This window comes from Aromatoleum petrolei (assembly GCF_017894385.1).
Classification (GTDB): domain Bacteria; phylum Pseudomonadota; class Gammaproteobacteria; order Burkholderiales; family Rhodocyclaceae; genus Aromatoleum; species Aromatoleum petrolei.
The window spans coordinates 5,297,303-5,316,468 of the sequence record NZ_CP059560.1 but is presented as its reverse complement, the minus strand read 5'-3'; the positions used below and the strand labels follow the sequence as shown (position 1 = coordinate 5,316,468).

The window sequence follows — 19,166 nt, the reverse complement described above, 5'->3', positions numbered from 1 at the left end:
CATTCGGACTTTCGCTGCGGCAAAGCCGCTGTCTGGCCATGAAATTAGCGACTTGGTCGCGCTTGAGCTGTTTGCGCAGGACCGTCTTGCCGTACCGATCGACCCCGTGCACCTGGAATACGCTCTTGGCCAGGTCAACTCCGATCGTCGTAATCTCCATGCTGGACGCCTCCTTCGTTTCGAGTGGTTGATCAGCGCTTCCACTCTGGCACATCGATGCCTACTCGGGTGGGGGCGTCCATTCCATTGATTCAATTGATGCCGTTGGGGATCGGGTGAAAGGTACGCTACTGATGCCCCGTGGGTGGCGTGTGATCTGATGGAAAACTGGAAACCCACAGGAATCCGTCGTAGCGCCCATCGACTAGAAATACCCAGAGAAAAATACGATGAGCATCTCCTACGCCCGATAAAGATGCCTGGCTTTCTTCAAGATAGTATGACCACACGGTCCGAGCCCGGGCATGAAATGGCAGCCACTCCCGTCCTACGCCAAGTGGTTCGCCCATTACCTCACGGACATCTTTCTCGGTTGAGCGTCCCAAGACTAAGCTGGACTCGAGCAATGACGGGGCGACTGGAGCTCCAGCGCGAACCTTGATCTCTCCGCAACCCGAAAGCAGCATAGTCGTTAGGGATAGGGCAAGCAGACCTGCTCTGAAGGAACTGCGCATCTTCATTCTGCCTTACCCCCTGAATACTCTTTCAGGTTGCTTGAATCAGCGAACCACATATGTCCGTCATAGATGTCGTTAGCGAAAAAGATCAAGAGCATTGTCAACTTGATGTCCTTGCCTTCGGCCACGGTGTGTTCATAAAGCCAAACGCTCTGTGGATTGAAAGTGGGGTCAAGGCGGGCAGCACCATAACCGCGAGGCTCGCCAAGCGTGAGCAGCACATCATTCTTTGTCGAAATTCGCGGTGTAAGCTGAGCTAGGCGGTCCACCCGGGGCGGTGCACCAATTTCTAACCGCGAGGCACAGCCCTGAAGCCCTGTTACCATCAAGCACGCGGTCAAGAACACAGAACAAATCGAGCTCGATTTCATCGCCCTACCTTTCCTTGTAAGCTGTCCTTGACCCACCCTGTTGCCGTCTCGTCATTCGAGAACCACATGAACCCATCAAAAAACCCATCACGAAGTATTACTAGCAGAACTTGCTGTCGTACCTTTAGATCCAATTGCCCTTTAGATCCCTTAATGTCCGTCAGCTCGATATCCTGGTAAAACCACATCTCCTGTGGGCTTTCCTGCACACTAGCCATGAAGACCGCTCCGGTTCCCGTCGGCTCGCCCAAGATTCGCTTTACGTCCTCCTTGGTAGAACGTCCTTTGTTGAGTTCGGTCTCAAGGCGTTTCGTATCACGGAATGCTTCAACCGTCGCGAATTTTTTTTGATCGCTTCCACAAGCTGGAACGACGAGTGCTATCGCGAGTATCAGCAATGATCTGAACTTCCATCCGCGAATAGAATTGGCCCCTCGATGCCGAATGCCGATATCACACGCTTCCTTCTGGAATTCTTCCAACGTCTAGTCCCCTTTTCGATGCATTTCCGCTAACGCGTTAGCGGCAGCGAGGCCGAACCGCTCACAACCTCTTCCCTCATGCAATGATTGGGCCGCGAGAGGAAGCACTTGAAATAGAGCGAACCATGACCGCCCAGCCGCATCGAATGCTTGGGTTTGCTGCTCGTCACCTCTTCTTAGGTCCAGAATCAAGGCAGAAAGGCGTGATTCGTGATCCCACCACAAGAGCCCAAGACACAGAGCAGCTGGTCCGCCCCCCACGCATCCGACTCCTCCTTTCGTTTCGGATGTGCGGGTTTCACCTCCAACTATTGCCAGGTAGTCGATTTTTGCAGCCTCGATGCGCTCCCGGAATCTTGGTTCAGGAATCAGTGCGTGCAGCGTCTCAAGCTTGCGGGGTGCCGATCGAGGATCAAGATCAGGGAAAACTGCCGCGCGAAACTCGGTACCGGTAATTACCCTTACAGAAACACCCTGCGAAGAGGCTGCAGTCCTTAAGCAGGCAGCGAACTGCTCCTCGGTGTCGCGCTCCTCTTTGCGCACTTCCCACGCGAACCCGCGCGGGTCATCCTCCAGCCATGTCCGGTTGATCAGGACAGCGACAGTGGGCGAAGATGAAACCTCAATGCCGGACAAACTCGCACATCCAGCCACGCAGAACAACAAGGCACCCAGAAGAAGCTGAATATTCAGCACACTTAAACTTCCCCACTGCTTCGGGCACTTCATTTCTCGCTCCTCCCAGTAGCAGCATAGTACTTCGGGCCCAGTTGGTTACCGAAACAGGGCATCGCGCACGCGCGATCCAGCGCTTCGCCGGCCAGGATCGCGTCGCCCAGAATTGCCGCGAACCATTGCTCCATGGGGTCTCCGTCGCCGAGTCCAGCCTGCTGTCAGTTTACGCAGCAACCGGCGCGATCGTTACCGTCTCCCTGGACTGACATTCCAATCGACGTGAACGTTGGAGAACGAGGAGTTGCGCGTGAATCTGCAAATCGTATCGGGCATTCATCTCGAGTTGACGTCGTGCGAGATTCCCGACAGCGGCGCAGACCTGTCGATCTTGACCGGAGACATCCCCGTCCGCGGGAAGCGATCGAGTGGGCGTCCGCGCTGAAGCAGCCGGCGATCAATGGGGCGGGCAATCAGGCGTATTACGGGTCCAGCATCCGCACGACGAATCGCTTGCTGCACGAACTGTCGCGCGAGACCCAGGTGACCGTGCTCGACTGTGAGGACTAGCACCTCGGCGCTGTACTCATCCTCAGTGTGACGCAGTGGACGGACTTGCGTCTTGCGGGAGAAGGCGCGTCGCGCGAGCAGGCCATGGACGAAGCTGTGCGCTTCAGCCGCGACTTCAGCCGCATCGCGATCGATGAAGACCCGAAAGAGGTCTTCAGACCGTCGCATTGCGCGGCGCCGTTCGAGCGCCATGCAAGCTCGCTGAAGGCCCGGCTTGCGGATCGGTTCGCTGGCGTCACCGTGGTCGTTAACCGTTTTGCGCCGGCTCGCAGCAGCATCGCCGAACGCTTCGCCGGTTCCCCCCTTAATGCCTGATTCGTTTCCGACCTCGAGGCCCTCGTCACGGGCAGCGGTGCAGCGCCGTGGATGCACGGCCACACCCACGACAGCTTCGACTATCGCGTCGGTGCCACGCGCATGCTCGCCAACCGGCGTAGTTATGTGCTCGAGGGCGTCGCCGAAAACGCCCGCTTCGACCCTGGCCTGACGGTCCAAGTGCCCCGAGGGCAGCACGCCGCGTCGGCGATCGGCCGGACGAGCGAGCGGTTTGTCCATAAGATGAATCAAAAATATTGCTTTTGACGGGGCGGGGCAATAACATATCTTTGCACAAACATAATTCTCAAAAAATATTCTGACCCCACAGAGGTGACTGTTCGTCATGGACATCCCGTTGCTGTTGCTTTCGTCGTTCATCATTGCCGTCACAGGCTTGTTCTTTTTCATCTGGTCCCTGCGGAAGGGGCTTCTCGACCCGCATGCCGCCGCGGCGAAGGTCATCTTTTCATCTGGCGAGATCGGCCGGGTCGAGGAGCCGGCCGCAACAGCGGCGAAGCAACGGGACCTTCAGCGGGCGATGACGGCTTCGCACTGCGAACCGGATGCCACTGAGCTGCAGGCGCGCCTCGCGGCGGATGCCTCGTCGGCGCGCCCGGCCTTCGTGCTGCTGGGTTTCGCGGTCTTCTGGCTGCTGGTGGCCTCGCTCGCTGGCCTGACGAGCTCGATCAAGCTCCATGAGCCCGACTGGTTGACGCAATACGCCTGGCTCAGCTTCGGGCGCATCCGCACGATCCACCTGAACGCGGTCGCCTACGGATGGGCGCCAATGGCAGCGCTCGGCGTTGCACTGTGGATGATGCCGCGGTTGCTAAAGACCCGGCTGGAAGGCGCGCGCTTCGCGGTATGGGGCGCAGTTCTGTGGAACATCGGCCTCGCGATCGGCATCGGCTGCATCGCGGTTGGCCTCAACGACGGCATGGAGTGGCTGGAGATCCCGGGGCAGGTGGGCATCCTGTTCGCGGTCGGCGGCGCGATGATCGGCCTGCCGCTGGTGTTCACGCTGCGCCGGCGCAAGGTCGAACACCTCTACGTGTCCGTCTGGTACATGGGCGCGGCGCTCTTCTGGTTCCCCGTGCTCTACATTGTTGCGAAACTGCCCAACCTGCATTTCGGCGTCGAGCAGGCGACGATGAACTGGTGGTTCGGCCACAACGTGCTCGGGCTTTTCTACACGCCGCTGTCGCTCGCCGCCGTCTATTACTTCCTGCCCAAGGTCATCGGCCGGCCGATCCAGTCCTACAACCTGTCGCTGATCGGTTTCTGGTGTCTCGCCTTCTTCTATGGCCAGGTCGGCGGTCACCATCTCGTCGGCGGCCCCGTTCCGGAATGGCTGGTCACGCTGTCGATCGTGCAGAGCATCATGATGATCGTGCCCGTCGTCGCGTTCTCGCTGAACCAGCACCTGACGATGCGCGGGCACTTCGCCGCCCTGAAGCACTCGCCGACGCTGCGCTTCGTCGTGCTGGGCGGGATGATGTACACGGTGAGCTCGATCCAGGGTTCGTTCGAAGCGCTGCGCAGCGTCAACACCGTCACCCACTTCACGCACTTCACCGTCGCGCACGCGCACCTCGGGCTGTACGGTTTCGTCACGCTGGTGATGTTCGGCGCGATCTACTTCGCGATGCCGCGCATCCTGTCGCGCGAATGGCCGTATCCGAAGCTCATCGCCGTGCATTTCTGGCTTGTAGCGATCGGCTTTGCGATCTATTTCGTGTCGCTGACGACCGCCGGGCTGCTGCAAGGCTTCGCGATGGTCGATGCAAGCAAGCCCTTCATGGAATCGGTGCGCGTGACGCTGCCCTGGCTGCAGGGGCGCTCGATCGGCGGCGCGTTGATGACGCTCGGTCATCTTGCCTTCGCCGCCCACTTCCTGCTGATGGCGCTGGCCCGCGGGCCGCAGCGCAGCGGTGCCGCCATTCTCCGTCCTCTTGCCCCGACCGCCTGAACCATGGAAAACCACGTCAAACTGATTTCGGGCGCGATGGTGACGCTCGCCATCGCCACCGCCTCGCTGGTGGTGCTGCCCTACCTGCAATTGCGGCACGAACCTCCGACGCCGGGCCTGAAGCCCTATACCGAGGTGCAGTTGCGCGGACGCCAGGAGTACATCCGCCAAGGCTGCGTCTACTGCCATTCGCAGCAGCCGCGCGATCCCTCGCAGGCGCCGGACGACAAGCGCGGCTGGGGTCGGCCCTCGGTCGCGGGCGACTACTACTACGACAGCCCGCATCTGCTCGGCACGATGCGCACCGGCCCGGATCTCCTCAACATCGGGGCACGCCAGCCGAGCGCGGACTGGCAGCTCGGCCACCTCTATCAGCCGCGTGCCTACACGCCGGGCAGCATCATGCCGGCCTATCCCTTCCTGTTCGAGATCAAGAAGGAGGCCGCGCCGGGTGACAAGGTCGTCGCACTGCCGCCGCAGTTCGCCCCGGCCGGCGGGGTCGTCGTCGCCACCCAGGAGGCGCAGGACCTCGTGGCCTATCTCCTCTCGCTCGACCGGACCTTCCCCGCGCTGGCGCCGCTCGCCGACGCAGGCCCGGCCTCCAAATGATCCGCAGCCACGTACCCGATATGCACGCCAAGACCCGCAACGACGAACCCCAGCGGCGCGAAAACCTCGATCCGCATGAATCCTTCAACCCTGTGCCTCGCCTGATGCTGGGCCTGATCGGCCTGTTGCTGATTTGGGCCGTCTACTACATCTACACGGCGCATCCCACCACCCGTCCCGCCCTTGGCGACCGTCGCAACGTGGAAGTGCTCGCGGCCGTGCCTTCCAAGGCCGTGGATGGCGGCCAGATCTTCGGCGCCAGTTGCGCCGCTTGCCATCAGGCGACAGGCACCGGCATTCCCCAGGTCTTCCCGCCGCTGGCGGGGTCGGCCTGGGTCAATGGCGGCGAACAGGTCCTGATCCAGATCCTGCTGCATGGGATCAACGGCAGCATCGAAGTCGCTGGCAACACCTACGACGGCGTGATGCCGGCCTTCGGCGACAAGCTGGACGATGCGGAGATTGCGGCGGTCGCGAGCCACATCCGCAGCCAATGGGGCAACCAGGGCGCGCCGGTGACGCCGGAATCGGTCGCGGAGCAGCGCAAGCGCACCGCCGACCGCAGCGCCCCGTGGAACGGCGGCGCCGAACTCGCGACGCTGAAGTAGGGGGGGGGGCGCACGAGCCATGCGTACTGCCGTCACCTGCGCGCTGATCGTGCTGTCGGGCCTCGCGGCGTTCTCGGAAGTCAGCGCCGGCTTCCGGGTCGTCACGAGCGAGGCCGCGCGCCGCCTCGCCGTGCGCGAACACGCGCCACAGATCCCGGATGCGATGCTTGCCGGCGCGACCGCCCACTCGCTGCACGACGATCTCGCGCGGGACGGCCGCATTGCGCTCGTCGACTTCATCTACACGCGCTGCGAAACGGTGTGCAGCGTGCTCGGCACGGAATTCCAGCAACTGCAGCAGGAGCTCAAAAGGCGGGGCCTGCAGGACCGCGTACGCCTCATCAGCATCAGCTTCGATCCCGCGGACGACGCGAACGCCTTGGCGCGCTACGCAAGCCGCGTGCACGCCGATGCCTTGGTCTGGCGCTTCGAAAGGGTCGCCGACCCTCAGGCCCTGCGCCGGCTGCTCGACGCCTTCGGCATCGTCGTCGTGCCGGACGGTATGGGCGGCTTCGTGCATAACGCCGCGATCCACACGCTGGCGCCCGACGGCCGACTGATCCGCATCGACGACGTCGGCGAGGCCCGCATCGCGTTGCGCTCGGCGCTGGCCCGCGCGCAGGTCGCACCACGATGAGGCCGCCCCGATATGCATTCCTCGGCGCGACGCTCCTGGCAACAGGCACTGCGCCGTCGCTGCGCCTCTGGCTCGAAGCCGACATGGCGCGTCACATGCTCGTGCAGTTTCCGCTGCTGATCGTCGCCGGCGCCGCATTCGCTTCGACGTTGCCACCACGTGTGCGCGCCGCGGTCGCGACCATCAACGCGCACGGTCTCGCAGGCCTGCTGTTGTGCCTGCTGGTATCGGCCTTCTGGATGATCCCGCGCGCTCTTGATCAGGCCCTGTTGTCGCCCCCGATGGAAATCGCCAAGATTGCGACGCTACTCGCGGCCGGCGGCGCGCTGCAACTATCGTGGCGCCCGGCCGGCATCGTCGTCCAGATCTTCTTCATCGGAAACTGGGCCTGGATGACCGCGGTGGTCGGACTCCTCTATCAGGACATGAGCACGCGCCTGTGCAACGGCTATCTGCTAGACCAGCAGATCATCGCCGGACAGGGACTCGTCGTCCTGGCGATCGCCCTGCCGACCGCATTCATCGCGCTTCTCGCAAAGCGGGGAGTGCTCGCAGGCGACGCGTCCGAAACGACTCAGGGTTGCCCAACGGGAAGCACTGTGCAGTAGAGGAATTCAGTCGCCAGGATTGTTGAGCGCTTCGCCCACCGCCCGCGCGAACTCTTCGGCAAGCGCGCAAATTTCGGCACGATCACGAAGTCCGGATAGCCCACGATACTCACGATCCGGTCGAAGCCGGCTTCCTCCGGCGCATCCTGCACGATGCCGACCGGAGGTCCTCACGCGAATTCGCCCCGAATTGGCACGGCGGCACGCCGTGAGATCCTTCCTCGCTGACGGGTAAGGTGTTTCGATAGAAATGCTGTACCAATCAACTGTTCCACTTATGGGCATGTTAAGTGGGGCTTCTTGCGGAAAAATGGTTGTAAAACAGTTGCTTGCGGAGTTTTGCGGAGAGTCCCGATCTCTCCGCTAGAGCACCTGATAAAGCCCTGATTTTCAGGGCTTCATCTTTCGCCTTCTTCGGTACGCCCTCGGTGGCCTGCTTCGCAAATGCCGGGGCGCCTCAGATCGCCCCGGCTGCGCGTAGTGCGGCGATGGCCGTTGCGTCGTAACCGAGCTCGCCAAGCACGCTGTCGGTGTGCTCGCCCAGCGCCGGTCCGATCGTTTCAGCGCCGCCGGGCGTGAGCGAGAGCTTGGGCACCACGCCCGGCATGCGGCAATCGCGCCCGCCGGGCAGGGTCACCAACTGCAGCATGTCCCGCGCAAGGAATTGCGGGTCAGCGAACATATCGGCGACCGAGTAAATGCGCGACGCGGGAACCTCCGCGGCGGCGAGTGCGGCCAGCACGGTGGCTTCGTCGTGTTCCGCGACCCAGGCGTCGATCAGTGCGTAGATCTCGTCCCGCCGTGCGTCGCGCCCGGCGTTGTCTGCCAGCGTCCGATCGTCGGCCAGATCGGCGCGGTCCATCGCCAGCATCAGCCTGCGGAAGATCGCGTCGCCGTTGGCGCCGATCGCCACGTGCTTGCCGTCGCGCGTCGTGTGCGTGTTCGACGGCGTGATGCCCGGCATGATGTTCCCGGTGCGTTCGCGCACGAAACCGAACACGTCGAATTCCGGTACCAGCGACTCCATCATCGCGAACACCGCTTCGTACAACGCCACGTCCACGACCTGCCCGCGACCGCCATTCACCTCCTTGTGGCGTAGCGCCATCAGCGCGCCGAGTGCCCCCCACAGTGCCGCGATCGAATCACCGATCGAGATGCCGGTCTTCACCGGCGGTCGGTCCGGGAAGCCGGTCACGTAGCGCAGCCCGCCCATGGACTCGCCGATCGCGCCGAAGCCAGGCTGTTGCGCCAGAGGGCCCGTCTGCCCGAAGCCGGACAGGCGCAGCATCACGAGGCCGGGGTTGATCGCCGACAGCGACTCCCACCCCAAGCCCAGCTTTTCCAGCACCCCCGGACGGAAGTTCTCGATCACGATGTCGGCCTCGGCGACGAGCCTGCGAACCACCTCGACGCCATCCGGTTGCTTGAGGTTCACCGTCACCGACTGCTTGTTGCGCGACTGCAGGTACCACCACAGCGAGGTGCCTTCATAAAGCTTGCGCCACTTGCGCAGCGGATCGCCGCCGTCGGGCGATTCGATCTTGATCACCTCCGCCCCGAATTCACCGAGGATCCGTGCCGCAAAGGGCCCGGCGATCAGCGTACCAAGTTCGACGACCTTGATTCCGGCGAGGGGTTTGGCGGTGGAGCTCATTGCAGGGTGTTCCTCGTTCGTTGGCGCGGTGCGTGCGGCAGGGAGCCCGAAGGGTAACGCCATTCTTGTCCTGGCGAGGCGGTTACATGATCGGCGCCGCGCCGGCATGGCCAAAAAAACGGGGCCGCAGACGGCGGCCCCGGGGAAGTACCCGCTTTTGCGACGGGTTGAGAGAACGAGAGGGTGGGGCGCTCAGTCGCGCGCCGCGGCGGGACTCACTTCGAGACCCACAGGCACATGGTTCGCGGGTTGCGCATGCGGCCGGCGCGCATCGGCGACGTTGCCGGCGGGGCGCTTCCAGTGGTCCGCATTGCGGATTCCGAGCTTTTCCGGATCGAAGACCGGTTCCAGGCCGGCGGCCTTTTGCGTCTCATAATCCTTCAGCGCGACGAGAGCCGGTTTCTGCACGATTAGGATCGCAACGATGTTCAGCCACGCCATCAGGCCCACGCCGACGTCGCCGAGGTCCCACGCCGCGCCCGCGCCATTCACGCAGCCGTAGGTGACGGTCGCGATGATGCCCAGCTTGAGGACGAATGACAGCCAGGGACGATGGACCTTGCGGTTGATGTAGGCGATGTTGGTTTCGGCCATGTAGTAGTAGGCCACGATGGTCGTGAAGGCGAAGAAGAACAGCGCCAGTGCGACGAAGCTCGAACCGAAGCCCGGCATCACGGTCTCGACGGCCGCCTGCGTGTAGGCGGGGCCGGTTTCGACACCCGGCAGTCCATTCACGATCATCGTGCCGTCAGGCGCCTTGACGTTGTACATGCCCGTCGACAGCAGCATGAAGGCGGTCGCCGAGCACACGAACAGGGTGTCGATATACACCGAGAACGCCTGCACGTAGCCCTGCTTGGCCGGGTGCGAGACTTCGGCCGCGGCGGCCGGATGCGGCCCCGTGCCCTGGCCGGCTTCGTTCGAATACACGCCGCGCTTCACGCCCCATTGCACTGCCATGCCGAGTACCGCGCCGAAGCCGGCCTCGAAACCGAAGGCGCTCTTGAAGATCAGCGCGATCATCGAGGGCAACTGGTCGATGTTCAGGAAGACGATGACCATCGCAACCAGGATATAGGCGAGCGCCATGAAGGGGACCACGATCTCGGCGAACTGCGCGATGCGCTTGACGCCGCCGAAGATGATGAAGCCCAGCAGGATCGCGATGCCGGCGGCGCTGACCGCGGTGTCGATGCCCCAGGCGTTGTTCAGGCCCGCGGCGATGCTGTTGGCCTGGACGCCGGGCAGCAGCAGGCCGGTCGCGATGATGGTGGAAACGGCGAAGATCCACGCGTACCACTTCTGCCCCATCGCCTTCTCGATGTAATAGGCCGGGCCGCCGCGATAGAGGCCCTGGTCATCCTTTTCCTTGTAGATCTGGCCCAGGGTCGATTCCACGTATGCGGTGGAGGCGCCGAGGAAAGCGACCATCCACATCCAGAACACCGCGCCGGGGCCGCCGAAGGTGATTGCGGTGGCGACTCCCGCGATGTTGCCGGTGCCGACGCGGCCCGAGAGCGACATCGTCAGGGCCTGAAAGGACGAAACGCCAGCGTCGGAGCCCTTGCTCTCGAACATCAGGCGGATCATCTCCTTGAAGCCGCGTACCTGCATGAAACGTGTGCGGATGGAGAAATAAAGGCCGACACCCAGGCACAGATAGATCAGCGCCGGGCTCCAGATGTAGCCGTTAAGCGTGTTGATGATTTCAGTCATTGTTTTGGTCTCCTCGCGAGTGGAACGCCGATCGGTCGCCGCTGCGAACCGGGCCGGCCACCGCCAGATAGCAAAGGTAATGCCAGCAAAAAAAGTATCGATGAAACAATTGGTTATACGGATTCTCCGTCTGACTGGATGTGTTGGTGTTACGATTACGTTCCACTGCACGGCTCGCGCACTTTAAGAAATCGCCTTGAAGCTTGATTTACAAGGCGTATCCGCGAGTGTAGCGTTAACGTTACGCCGTTTCTTATTCGTGACACTCCGCATGCGTATCGTCGTTTTCTTCGATGACCGGGTCGGCATCGCACAGGAACTCCTCGCGGTGCTGTCGAGCCGCGACGTCAACGTCACGGCCGTGGAAGTCGAACCGCCGCACATCTACATCGAGGCACCGACGCTCGACGAGGCGGCGTTCTCGCGCCTGCGTCGCGTGCAGGGGGTGAGGTCGGTCGAGGTCGTCGACATGCTCCCCGGCGTCCAGCGGCGCCTCTACCTGGAAGCCTTGCTCGCGTCCCAGGCCGATCCCGTCTTCGCCATCGACGCGGTCGGGGTAGTCGTCATCGCCAACGGGGCGGCGGTCGCCGCCAGCGGCCTCAGCGAATCGGCCCTGCTCGGGACGTCGATGGCCGAACTGCTCGGCGACGCGGACTTCGGGAAGCGCCTCGTCGTCGAGGGCTACCACCTGCCGGTGCGCGAGATCGAGCTGAACGGCGAGTCCTTCATGCTCGAAACCCTCCCTCTGCACGAGAGCAGCGGCCGGGCCGCCGGCGCGATGCTGACGCTGCACGCGCCGAGCCGCATGGGCGAACGGCTGAGCGCCCTGCAGAACTACGGGGCCGGCGGCTTCGATACCATCGTCGGCACCTCGTCCGAGATCGAGCAGCTCAAGCAACGTGCCGCCCGCATGGCGCTGGTCGACGCGCCCCTGCTGATCACCGGCGAAACCGGCACCGGCAAGGAGTTGCTGGCACATGCCTGCCACGCGGGCAGCAATCGCAGCACCCAGCCCTTCTTTGCGCTCAACTGCGCAGCCCTGCCGGAGAGCCTCGCCGAGAGTGAACTGTTCGGCTACGCCCCGGGGGCGTTCACGGGTGCCCTGCGCGGCGGCAAGCCCGGCCTGCTCGAACTGGCCGACGGCGGCACCGTGTTTCTCGACGAGGTGGGCGAGATGTCGTCCTACCTGCAGGCCAAGCTGCTGCGCTTCCTCAACGACGGCAGCTTCCGCCGCGTGGGCGGCGACCGCGAGCTGAAAGTGGACGTGCGCGTCATCAGCGCGACCCATCGGCCGCTCGAAGACATGGTCGCCGCAGGCCACTTCCGCCAGGACCTGCTCTTCCGTCTCAACGTCCTGAACCTCCACATGCCGGCGCTACGCGAACGCCCGGGCGACATCCTGCCCCTCGCGCAACTCTTTCTCGCCCGCGCCTGCGCCCAGGCCGGTCGCCCTTCGATGCGACTCGCGCAGGACGCCTGTGCGGCGCTCCTCGCCAACGCGTGGGCGGGCAACATCCGGCAATTGCAGAACGTCATCTTCCGCGCCGTGACCATGGCGGAACGTAGCATCATCACCGCCGACGACCTGGAGCTCGCGCAGTCCGATCGCACGCCGGACATGCCCGTTGAAATCGGCGTGGACACGCTCGAGTCGGCCGTCGCCGATTTCGAGCGCAGGCTGTTGCAGCGCCTGTACCTGGAGTTTCCCTCGACGCGCAGGCTCGCGAAACGCCTGGGCACCTCGCACACGGCGATCGCCGCGCGCCTCAAGCGCTACGGCATCGGGCAGGCTTGATCTCGATGGAATAGGCCCGCCGTCGCGGCCAGTGCGTATCGGGGCTTTCGATCGCATCCGCGAAGACTGTTGACCGGTGCAGCCCGACTAGGCAAAAATTCGGCTTCCTTTCGGTTCGACGAAACGGAACACGGTGCGAATCCGTGGCGGGCCCGCCGCTGTATCCGGGGACGGCCGCTGCCAGGTTGAAGAAACCAGCCACTGACGGGGACAACCCCGGCGGGAAGGCGCAGCGATCCGGCTGATCCGGTAGCCAGAAGACGTGTCGAACCGATCTGGAGCCAAGGCAAGGGCTCCGGCTGACTGCATGCTCAAAGCGTGCCGTGAGCCGGAGCCCTTTTTGTTTTTCTATCTCGAGGAATGGATCATGACCCAAAATGTTCAAACGCAAGCCCAAAGCCAACAGGCAGCCCCGGCGCAGAACGCCGCTCCGACCATCGCCGTCCGCAAGAGCTGCAACCCGGAGGGCATCGGCCTGTCGCACTATGTGCTGATGGACAGGAAGGCCGCCAAGTGACGGCCGCCCTCCCGAGCCGGGCCCTGGCGGGCCCCGCCTTGATCCCGGTGGACATCGGCCACGCAGTCTATGCGGCGGTGACCGACCCCCAGACCGCCTTCTGGGCTTTGGTGGACAAGAGCCGCCTGGCCGAGTCGCTGGCCGATGGTCCGTTGCTGGAGGCCTATCGTGGACAGGCGGAAGCCTTCGGGCGGGAACTGCATGCGCTGCGCTTCGAATTGAAGCCTTCCGGCGTCTATCTCAATCCGACCGAGCGCTGCAATCTCAATTGCACTTATTGCTATCTCCCGGGCAGCCAGCGCAAGTCGGGGCAGCACATGCCGGTCGAAACCCTGGTCGCATCCCTGGGGCGGCTGCGGGAGTATTTCCGCTCGGTCATGCCCGAGGGCAGGAAGCCGCGCGCGATCTTCCACGGCGCCGAGCCGCTGATGAACCAGGCTGCCGTGTTCGCTGCCATCAGCGAATTCGCCGACGATTTCGCCTTCGGGGTACAGACCAACGGCACCCTGCTCGACGATGCCGCGGTCGAATTCCTGACCCGTCGCAATGTGAGCATCGGCCTTTCCCTGGACGGCCCGGTGGCAGACATTACCGATGCCACCCGCCGCACCTGGGGCGGCAAGAGCGTGCACGAGAAGGTGCTGGCCGCGATGGCGAAGTTGAAGGGGTATGGCTCGTGGAGCGTCATCACGACCTGCACCACCGAGAACCTGCCTTATCTGACGTCGATGGTCGAGCTGTTCCATGCGAACGAGGTGCCGACCTGCATGCTCAACACCTTGCGCTGCACGCTGCCCGGGGCGCGGGGGGTGAAGCCGGCGGACGGGGAGATGGCCAAGGCGTTCTTTGCCGCGCTCGACCGCAGCCATGAGTTGTATCGCGAGACGGGGCGCAAGCTGGTGGTGGCCAATTTCGCCAATATCCTGATCGGCATCCTGGCGCCGACGGCGCGACGGCTGATGTGCGACATTTCGCCCTGCGGCGGTGGTCGCGCATTCTTCGCCCTGGCGGCCGACGGCAGCCTCTACCCCTGCAGCGAGTTCATCGGCCTGCCGCGCTTCAACGGCGGTTCGCTGCTGGTCGATGGCGGCGTGGAGGCGGCGCTGGCGTCCGACGCCTTCAGGACGGTGACGGGGCGTGACGTGGACAAGTTCAGTCCCTGTGGCGACTGCGCGATCCGCCATTTCTGCGGCTCGCCGTGCCCGGCCGAGGCGCATGAGATGAACGGCGGGATGGAGAAGATCGGCGCCTTCTGCGAGTTCTACAAGGAGCAGGTCAATTACTCCCTGCGCCTGATCGCCGACGGCAAGGCCGACGACTATCTGTGGGACGGCTGGGACGAGGGCACCGAGACGGTGTTCAATCTCTCTCTGTGAGCTTTTGCAGGGTCGCGCAGATGCAGCAAAGGCCGGCCCATGCCGGCCTTCTTCGGGACACGCAAGCGCGTCCTGCGATCCGTGGCGGCGCTGCGGATCCTCGCAACCGCCACCCATATTGTTGCGGCTCGCGCCTTGCCACAGGCTGCAATCTGCCGCTTTCGTCCAGGCCCTTGATTCACGAGGCGGAACGCCAGAGCAGGCAAAGCGGCAGATGGTGCTGCCAAGGTCATTGGCGTGGGGCGTCGCGATCCTCTTCGCGGATTTCGCGCAGCACTTCCCCTTCAATCACCAGATTGTCGGCCGGCGGCGGGCCGCGCCGGGCCGAACCTTCCGCCTGCGCTTTCTGCATTGCCTTGCGCAGATTGCGGGTCTTCCACCAAACATATCCCCAGATCAGCCCTCCTGCTGCGACGACGACGGCAAAGAACAGGATGGAGAAGGTCAATGCCAGGCCGAACACGAGTACGGCAGCGGCTATCGCCGCGACCTTTTGCAGCGGACCGACAGGCTTGGGCGGGTTTTGCTTCAGGTTGTTGAAGAGGGCATCGAGTCTCGGATCGCGTTGCATGCAGGTTCCTGCTAGTGGAGTGGCTTGCAGATGGACGGGAGATGGCGACGAGAGTTCCGCCAAGGTGGAACCGATCCCGCTCAGGCGCGTTGGTCGAGCGACCTGATCGCGCCGTGGATGGCACGCTCGAAGATCGGCCGGTCGATCTTCACGATCTGCGCCGTACCGTTCTTGAGGCGCACCGCGAGCGCTTCCGGGGTGATCGAGATCGCACAGGGCGAGGCGCTGTTGCTGAACAGGAAGAGCGTGCGGCTGCGGTTGATCCAGGTCAGGCGCTCACGGCGGGTTTGCCGCGCGGTTGTGAAGTCCACCCAGTCGCCTCGCACCAATTGCCGTACCCGGCGAAGGTCAGCGCGGTCGGGCGTGTTTTCCCGGTCGAGCCCCTCGCTCTTCGGTAGCGAGATGTCCTGGACGCGAATGCCGAGGTCCGTTGCGTGGCTGACCTGAAGGGTCGGCCCGCCGCCGCGCGTGCGTGAGGGCGAGGAACTCTTGCGCACCCCGGGTTTTTTCGCGCGCATGGCGGCAAGTTGCAGGTCGAGCAGGCTGTCGAAGAAGGCCTTGCGCTCGGTTGCTGCGGCTCCGAATTCGTCGAAGCCGGCGTTGATCCTGCTCAGCAGTGTCGGCACCCCGGCGGCCTGCCGCTGCTGTTCTTCCGCAAGGTGCTTCGGGGTGACCGACCACAGCAGATCGGTTGCGACCTGCATGGCCTCGGCAGTGGGGGCTCCCTCCTCACCGGATTGCGAGATCCGGTTCTGGACAACGTCGCGCCAGTAGCTGCGGAGGAACTCCTCGATCTCGGGTGGCGTCTCCGGCTGCAGCACGCGGGCGATGCAGGCGTCGGCCAGCTGCTGCGCACGGATCTGGGCTTCGCGCTTGAGGCGCATGTCCTCCTCACGAGCGAGCACCGCGTCGGCGAGGGCGCGGTTCTGCTCCTCGTCGCGTTCCTCGCGCTCGGTGAGGAACGCGTCGAGCTCTGCGTTGGCGGCATCGAACACCGCCATATCGCCGTCATACGTGCTTTGCACCTTGTCGACGAGTTCCGACAGCTTGAGATAGAACGGATCCTCGGCGTTGATGACCTTTCCCCAGCGCACGGCGACGATCGAGATGCTGTCGAGAAAGCGCCGTGCCGGGTGGCCGCGGTCGGCGAAGAAGCGCTGGTTCAACATGGCCGCGCGGAGCACCGGCGTCTGCAGGCGGGCGACCAGTGCCTTGATCCCCTCGGCGACGTTCGGGTCGCTGAAGATGAGGTCGAACAGCTTGACGACGATGTCGAGGGTCACGGCCTCGAGCGGCATGACGTTGCGCGCGGCACCGCTGTCGCGCACCATGCGCACGACGTTGGTGTGCGTACCGGGGGTTTGCGGCGTGGCGCCGGCCTGCAGGGTCTTCAGGGAACTGAACAATTCCTGGCTGATGGTTCCCGGCCTGGGCGTGTCTCTGGTGGCGGTTTCCTTTGTGCGCGCCTGAACGAGGCGCTCGAGGGTGCTCGCCAATTTCGACGATTCCTCCGCAACCTCATTGGCATCGACCGGGGTTGTGTCGCGATAGCTGCGTTTGAGCGACGGCAGGATGTTCGCCTCGATCATGGTTTCATTGACCACCCGGTAGAGTTGCGGCATCTCCGTGGCCATCTGTTCGCCGACCAGTTGCAGCAGCAGGATAAGGGCGCCCGTATCGCTCGTCAGCTCGGCGCAGGCGGCTTCGATGCAGGACCACAGCGCCGCGACATTGAACGTCTTGTCGCCCGGTTCAATCACCCTGCGCAGCACCAGGTAGTTGATTCGTCGATCGAGTGGCTTGGTCTCGTCGCGGCAGGCGAGGGTCACCCGGTCGAGGACCTCGCGCATTGCAAACTGGACAGATTCTTCCGCCGCACTCACGAGGCGCAGGTTCGCCTGGTCGACCGAATCGAATTCAGACCGCGCCACACGCACGGCGCGCGAAGTGAGATTGGCTTTCAGGGAAGCGGTCACCTTGTCCCAACGCTTTGGAACGTCTTGCATGAGCGACGCGACGGCGATGCTCCGGGCGCGGTCGCGGCCGGCGTTACCGCTCTCGGTCGCCGCCTGGATCAGCGAGGGCCCCATTTCCTCGAACAATTCGCACAGGTCGTGTTCCAGCTGGGTACGGCAACCCGCCACGAGGCTGGCGAGTGGGGAGGCCTCATTGTCAGTCATGTCGGACCGGATTGCGGGGATCGTCATGGCCGATTATTACATTTGCCCATGGAGAAAACCGCGGGGGATTTACGTTTTTCGCGGTTTCGCACGCTGGTTCGGCGAAGAGCGGAGAGCAAGTCGAATGCGATGGGCCGCTTCTCACGCGCGAAGCGGGTAGCCCGATAACGCGCGCGGACAGATCCGTCGACCATCGCGAGCGTCGCGGATACGCGCATGGGCCGACTGGATTGACCGCGTCGCGCGGCTTCGGCAAGCTTCGCGGTTTTCCGGAGCGGGTGAATGCAGAACGAGCGCTTGGTCGGCGCGGCATACGTGGCCGTGTCCGCAGCGGCCTTCGGTGCGATGGCGATCTTTGCCCGATTTGCGAGCGGCAGCGGTGCTGACGTCGTGACGGTGTTGTTCCTGCGCTTCCTCATTTCGGCCGTGCTCATGTCAGCGGTGATGCTGGCGACCCGGCGCCGCTGGCCTTCCGCAGGTAATGCGGCGGTTCTCGTCGCGATGGGGGGAATCGGCTATGTGGCGCAGTCGTACGCCTTTTTTGAGGCCTTGAATTTCGCCTCGGCAGGCCTGGTTGCCCTCTTGCTATACCTTTACCCGATTCTCGTGACGCTCCTGGGCGCGGTATTCCTGCGGCAACGTCTCACGCGAGGGCGCGTGGTCGCAGTGCTGACTGCCCTGGCGGGTACGGCGCTGACGATCGGAGGGGAATTGAGCGGACGGCCGCTGGGGATCATCCTTGGGGTGGCCGCAGCCCTGATCTATTCCATCTACATTCTTGTCGGCAATCGTGTCATGGCCCGGGAGGCGCCACTGGCGAGTGCGACCGTGGTCATGATGGCGGCAGCAGCGGTGTATGGCGGGCTGGTCGGGGTTGCCGGCGCCACCTGGCCGCAGGGGGTGACAGGCTGGGTGGCGGTGCTGCTGATCGCAATCGTGTCCACAGTCATTGCGATGGTCAGCTTCTTCATCGGGCTGCAGAAACTGGGCGCGGCGGATGCCGCGAGCCTGTCAACACTGGAGCCGGTCGTAACCTTCGTGCTTGCGGCAATCTTCCTTGGCGAGGCGATCGAGTTCAATCAGGTGATCGGCGGTGCAGTGATCCTCGCCGCGGTGATCTGGCTTGCGCGTCACCCGCCGGCGGCGGTGGCAGGGGCGCGCGGATGACGTTCCCCCTGCGCCTGGCCGGCGGCTTCAGCCCCGGTTCAGTCGTGGCGCTTCGGCAGGTCGGGCGTGATGTGGCGCAGGTCGGCCGCATACATGCGCGCGTTCTGCACGTAGTTCTTGGCATTCTGGCGCAGGTCGGCGATGTCCTCGTCGGTGAGTTCGCGGATGATGCGGCCCGGCGATCCGACCACCAGCGAACGGTCGGGGATGACCTTGCCTTCGGGAATGAGGGCGTTGGCGCCGATGATGCAGTTCTTGCCGATCACGGCGTGGTTGAGGACGACCGCGTTGATGCCGATGAGCGTGTCGTCGCCGACCGTGCAGCCATGAAGCATGACCATGTGGCCGACGGTGACGCCGGAGCCGATCTTGAGCGGCACGCCGTCGTCGTTGTGCAGGACGGAGCCGTCCTGGATGTTGGTGTTGTCGCCGATCGTGATCGGGTCATTGTCGCCGCGGATCACGACGTTGTACCAGACGCTCACGTTGGACCCGGCTTCCACGCGCCCGATCACCGTGGCGTTGTCCGCAACCCAGCACCCGTCGCCAAAGCTCGGGGTATGTTCGCCCAGGGCGTAAATCGCCATATTTCCTGTCTCCGTTGGAGCCGGCGGTGCGCGCCGGCAGCCCGCAATCATAGCAGGCAGTGTTAGCATTCGGCGCCTG

The 19,166-nt window shown here is 63.7% G+C and carries 21 protein-coding genes, 1 pseudogene and 1 riboswitch; of the genes and pseudogenes, 12 read left to right on the top strand and 10 right to left on the bottom strand.

Translation table 11 applies throughout. The annotated features are described in order from the left end of the window. Positions 1-19: 19 nt before the first annotated feature. From ToN1_RS24265 to ToN1_RS24245, 5 genes and pseudogenes are all read right to left on the bottom strand, one after another. Positions 20-160, bottom strand: a pseudogene (locus tag ToN1_RS24265) (IS110 family transposase); the annotation flags it as partial. 516 nt (positions 161-676) lie between these two features. Beyond that, on the bottom strand, positions 677-1,048 hold the full coding sequence (locus tag ToN1_RS24260; protein ID WP_169206999.1) for a hypothetical protein: 372 nt from the start codon (positions 1,046-1,048) through the stop codon (positions 677-679). Further along, a complete protein-coding gene (locus ToN1_RS24255; protein WP_169206998.1) occupies positions 1,045-1,530 on the bottom strand; it encodes a hypothetical protein in 486 nt (161 codons plus the stop codon). The genes ToN1_RS24260 and ToN1_RS24255 overlap by 4 nt, the downstream gene beginning before the upstream one ends. A 3-nt stretch (positions 1,531-1,533) precedes the next feature. Beyond that, positions 1,534-2,259, bottom strand: coding sequence for a hypothetical protein (locus ToN1_RS24250; RefSeq protein WP_169206997.1), 726 nt, complete (start codon positions 2,257-2,259; stop codon positions 1,534-1,536). After that, a complete protein-coding gene (locus ToN1_RS24245; protein WP_169206944.1) occupies positions 2,256-2,393 on the bottom strand; it encodes a hypothetical protein in 138 nt (45 codons plus the stop codon). The genes ToN1_RS24250 and ToN1_RS24245 overlap by 4 nt, the downstream gene beginning before the upstream one ends. Positions 2,394-2,556: 163 nt before the next feature. Between ToN1_RS24245 and ToN1_RS24875 the strand changes: the two genes are divergently transcribed. The 8 genes from ToN1_RS24875 to ToN1_RS24215 all read left to right on the top strand — a co-directional run bounded on the left by ToN1_RS24875 (position 2,557) and on the right by ToN1_RS24215 (position 7,521). Further along, positions 2,557-2,772: a hypothetical protein gene (locus ToN1_RS24875; protein ID WP_244860890.1), complete on the top strand. Its 216-nt coding sequence runs from the start codon at positions 2,557-2,559 to the stop codon at positions 2,770-2,772. 84 nt (positions 2,773-2,856) lie between these two features. Continuing rightward, the gene (locus ToN1_RS24870) at positions 2,857-3,087 is read left to right on the top strand and encodes a hypothetical protein (protein ID WP_244860889.1); all 231 of its coding nucleotides are present in this window, start codon (positions 2,857-2,859) and stop codon (positions 3,085-3,087) included. Positions 3,088-3,138: 51 nt separating this feature from the next. After that, positions 3,139-3,354, top strand: a complete 216-nt coding sequence (locus ToN1_RS24865; RefSeq protein ID WP_244860887.1) for a hypothetical protein — start codon at positions 3,139-3,141, stop codon at positions 3,352-3,354. Between the two features lie 79 nt (positions 3,355-3,433). Continuing rightward, a complete protein-coding gene (locus ToN1_RS24235; RefSeq protein ID WP_169206996.1) occupies positions 3,434-5,059 on the top strand; it encodes a cbb3-type cytochrome c oxidase subunit I in 1,626 nt (541 codons plus the stop codon). Positions 5,060-5,062: 3 nt separating this feature from the next. Continuing rightward, complete coding sequence (locus ToN1_RS24230) at positions 5,063-5,668, top strand: cbb3-type cytochrome c oxidase subunit II (RefSeq protein WP_169206995.1); 606 nt, start codon at positions 5,063-5,065, stop codon at positions 5,666-5,668. Then, positions 5,665-6,276 carry a c-type cytochrome gene (locus ToN1_RS24225; RefSeq protein WP_244860886.1) on the top strand — a complete coding sequence of 204 codons (612 nt, stop codon included), beginning with the start codon at positions 5,665-5,667 and terminating at the stop codon, positions 6,274-6,276. The genes ToN1_RS24230 and ToN1_RS24225 overlap by 4 nt, the downstream gene beginning before the upstream one ends. Before the next feature lie 19 nt (positions 6,277-6,295). Beyond that, a complete protein-coding gene (locus ToN1_RS24220; RefSeq protein WP_169206993.1) occupies positions 6,296-6,913 on the top strand; it encodes an SCO family protein in 618 nt (205 codons plus the stop codon). Continuing rightward, positions 6,910-7,521, top strand: coding sequence for a hypothetical protein (locus tag ToN1_RS24215; protein WP_169206992.1), 612 nt, complete (start codon positions 6,910-6,912; stop codon positions 7,519-7,521). The genes ToN1_RS24220 and ToN1_RS24215 overlap by 4 nt, the downstream gene beginning before the upstream one ends. 457 nt (positions 7,522-7,978) lie before the next feature. On the opposite strand, the gene ToN1_RS24210 is transcribed toward ToN1_RS24215, so the two are convergent. Both ToN1_RS24210 and ToN1_RS24205 read right to left on the bottom strand, forming a co-directional pair. After that, the gene (locus ToN1_RS24210) at positions 7,979-9,178 is read right to left on the bottom strand and encodes a CaiB/BaiF CoA transferase family protein (RefSeq protein ID WP_169206991.1); all 1,200 of its coding nucleotides are present in this window, start codon (positions 9,176-9,178) and stop codon (positions 7,979-7,981) included. 192 nt (positions 9,179-9,370) lie between these two features. Continuing rightward, positions 9,371-10,894: an alanine/glycine:cation symporter family protein gene (locus ToN1_RS24205; protein WP_169206990.1), complete on the bottom strand. Its 1,524-nt coding sequence runs from the start codon at positions 10,892-10,894 to the stop codon at positions 9,371-9,373. A 271-nt stretch (positions 10,895-11,165) separates the two neighbouring features. Between ToN1_RS24205 and ToN1_RS24200 the strand changes: the two genes are divergently transcribed. The 3 genes from ToN1_RS24200 (at position 11,166) to cbpB (ending at position 14,582) form a co-directional block, all read left to right on the top strand. Then, positions 11,166-12,689: a sigma-54-dependent transcriptional regulator gene (locus ToN1_RS24200; RefSeq protein ID WP_169206989.1), complete on the top strand. Its 1,524-nt coding sequence runs from the start codon at positions 11,166-11,168 to the stop codon at positions 12,687-12,689. A 94-nt stretch (positions 12,690-12,783) separates the two neighbouring features. Further along, positions 12,784-12,973: riboswitch (cobalamin riboswitch) on the top strand. A 56-nt stretch (positions 12,974-13,029) separates the two neighbouring features. Next, positions 13,030-13,206, top strand: coding sequence for a modified peptide precursor CbpA (gene cbpA / locus ToN1_RS24195; protein ID WP_244860884.1), 177 nt, complete (start codon positions 13,030-13,032; stop codon positions 13,204-13,206). Further along, positions 13,203-14,582 (top strand): peptide-modifying radical SAM enzyme CbpB, encoded by a 1,380-nt coding sequence (cbpB, locus tag ToN1_RS24190; protein WP_169206988.1) that lies wholly within the window; start codon positions 13,203-13,205, stop codon positions 14,580-14,582. Before cbpA ends, cbpB begins: the two co-directional genes overlap by 4 nt. Positions 14,583-14,811: 229 nt before the next feature. On the opposite strand, the gene ToN1_RS24185 is transcribed toward cbpB, so the two are convergent. Together ToN1_RS24185 and ToN1_RS24180 are read right to left on the bottom strand one after the other, a co-directional pair. Next, the gene (locus ToN1_RS24185; protein WP_169206987.1) at positions 14,812-15,153 is read right to left on the bottom strand and encodes a CPBP family intramembrane glutamic endopeptidase; all 342 of its coding nucleotides are present in this window, start codon (positions 15,151-15,153) and stop codon (positions 14,812-14,814) included. An 80-nt stretch (positions 15,154-15,233) separates the two neighbouring features. Beyond that, positions 15,234-17,333, bottom strand: a complete 2,100-nt coding sequence (locus tag ToN1_RS24180; protein ID WP_169206986.1) for a DUF1631 family protein — start codon at positions 17,331-17,333, stop codon at positions 15,234-15,236. A gap of 282 nt (positions 17,334-17,615) precedes the next feature. On the opposite strand from ToN1_RS24180, the gene ToN1_RS24175 reads away from it, so the two are divergent. Further along, positions 17,616-18,500, top strand: a complete 885-nt coding sequence (locus ToN1_RS24175; protein WP_169206985.1) for a DMT family transporter — start codon at positions 17,616-17,618, stop codon at positions 18,498-18,500. A 38-nt stretch (positions 18,501-18,538) separates the two neighbouring features. Here ToN1_RS24175 and ToN1_RS24170 read toward each other — a convergent pair whose 3' ends face one another. Beyond that, entirely contained in the window at positions 18,539-19,087 is a 549-nt protein-coding gene (locus tag ToN1_RS24170; protein ID WP_169206984.1) for a gamma carbonic anhydrase family protein, read from the bottom strand. Between the last annotated feature and the right edge of the window lie 79 nt (positions 19,088-19,166).